The organism is Mordavella massiliensis, from assembly GCF_016901695.1.
Classification (GTDB): domain Bacteria; phylum Bacillota; class Clostridia; order Lachnospirales; family Lachnospiraceae; genus Claveliimonas; species Claveliimonas massiliensis_A.
On record NZ_JACJKS010000043.1, the window covers coordinates 1 to 1863 of the forward strand.

Annotated in this window: 1 protein-coding gene; it reads left to right on the top strand. The window is 43.3% G+C overall.

Annotated elements, in window-relative coordinates; all coding sequences use genetic code 11:
* Positions 1-111 precede the first annotated feature (111 nt).
* A complete protein-coding gene (locus H6A20_RS12960; RefSeq protein ID WP_204907516.1) occupies positions 112-1719 on the top strand; it encodes an IS1182 family transposase in 1608 nt (535 codons plus the stop codon).
* Positions 1720-1863: the final 144 nt, after the last annotated feature.

Consider the following 1863-nt stretch of genomic DNA (forward strand, 5'->3'; position numbering starts at 1 on the left):
GGGGCTGTTGCAAAAGTAGATAGATAATCTACTGGAGCAACAGCTCCACTTTTTATACCTAAAAACAGAAAACAGGCCCCGAAGAGCCCGTAATCCGTGGTATAATTAGATATGCCTACTAACCAAAAATACCATAAAAATTATACCGAATTCGGCGAGCCTTATCAACTGGTTTTGCCATTAAATTTGGAAGGTTTGGTTCCTGATGATGATTCTGTCCGACTGCTGAGCCACGAATTGGAGGAATTGGATTACAGTTTACTGTATCAGGCTTACTCTGCCAAAGGCAGAAATCCGGCAGTGGATCCCAAGACCATGTTCAAGATCCTGACCTATGCGTATTCCCAAAACATTTATTCATCCAGAAAGATTGAAACCGCTTGCAAACGGGATATCAACTTCATGTGGCTGCTGGCCGGGCAAAAGGCGCCAGATCACAGTACGATTGCCCGTTTCCGCACGGGATTCCTGGCGGACGCTTGTGAGGATCTTTTTTATCAGATGGTTAAGCGGCTGGAAAAAGCCGGAGAATTATCGAAAGAGACTGTCTTTATTGATGGGACAAAACTGGAAGCATGCGCCAACAAATATACCTTTGTCTGGAAAAAATCCGTAGGGAAATGGGAAGCAAAAATGTTCCAGAAAGTACAGGAAGCCGTATCCCTTCTGAATCAGGAGTATCTGCAAAACTTTTCTGTAATGGAGGAAACAAGGACGCGGGATCTTCAGAAGATCTGTCAGTTTCTGGAACAGATCTGTAAAGAGCAGCATACCGTTCTTGTCCATGGCAGAGGGAAACGTAAAAGCCGTAATCAGAAATACCTGGAACTGTTCCGCCGGTTTCTGGAACGCCAGACTATCTATGACTGGCACACGGCCAGCTTCCAGGGACGGAATAATTACTGTAAGACAGATCCGGATGCTACGTTTATGCATATGAAAGATGACCATATGCGCAATGCCCAGTTGAAACCAGGATACAACGTACAGATTGCCGTAGACAGCGAATATATCGTAGCGACAGATATTTTTCAGGATCGGAACGATGTTTGGACACTGGTCCCGTTTTTGAAAAGGATGGAGAAAAACCTGGGGTTCCGGTATCCCAGTATCACGGCGGATTCCGGATATGAAAGCGAAGAAGGATATACGTATTTACAGGAGCAGAAACAGAAACCATATATCAAACCCCAGACTTATGAGAAATGGAAAAAGCGTAGTTTTAAACAGGATATCAGCAAGCGGGAAAACATGGGATATGATGAGACGGCAGATATTTATACCTGCCACGCAGGGAAGAAACTGCGGCCGATATTTCTCAAGAAACAGAAAAGCAAGAGTGGATATGAATCAGAAGTCACCGTCTATGAATGTGAAGATTGCACCGGCTGTCCTTATAAAGAAAAATGTACGAAAGCAAAGGAGAACAAACGGCTGTATATTTCGAAGAGCTTTTTGGAAAAGCGTCAGGAATCTTATGAAAATATCCTGAGCGAAAAAGGGATCCAATATAGGATGAACCGCTCGATCCAGGTAGAAGGAGCCTTTGGGGTCCTGAAAAATGACTATGAATTCCAAAGATTTCTGCTTCGAGGGAAAACAAAAGTAAAACTGGAGATTCTTTTGCTCAGCATGGGGTATAATCTGAATAAGTTACATACGAAAATACAAAATGACCGGATGGGGAGCCATCTGTTTCAGATAAAAGAATCCGCTTAAGAAAGCCTAAAACGAGGGAGCTTTATTAAAGTATGCTAAAAATCAGGAGAATGTCCACAAACAAAAGGATTTTCTCCTGATTTTTCCATAAACGGAGCGAGGGCGCCGCTCAATCATCTAACTTGATGATTTTGCGACACCCTC

What these genes read in the sequence shown, in the direction of transcription:
- H6A20_RS12960 (WP_204907516.1), top strand. Translation starts at nt 112, where the DNA reads ATGCCTACTAACCAAAAATACCATAAAAATTATACCGAATTCGGCGAG.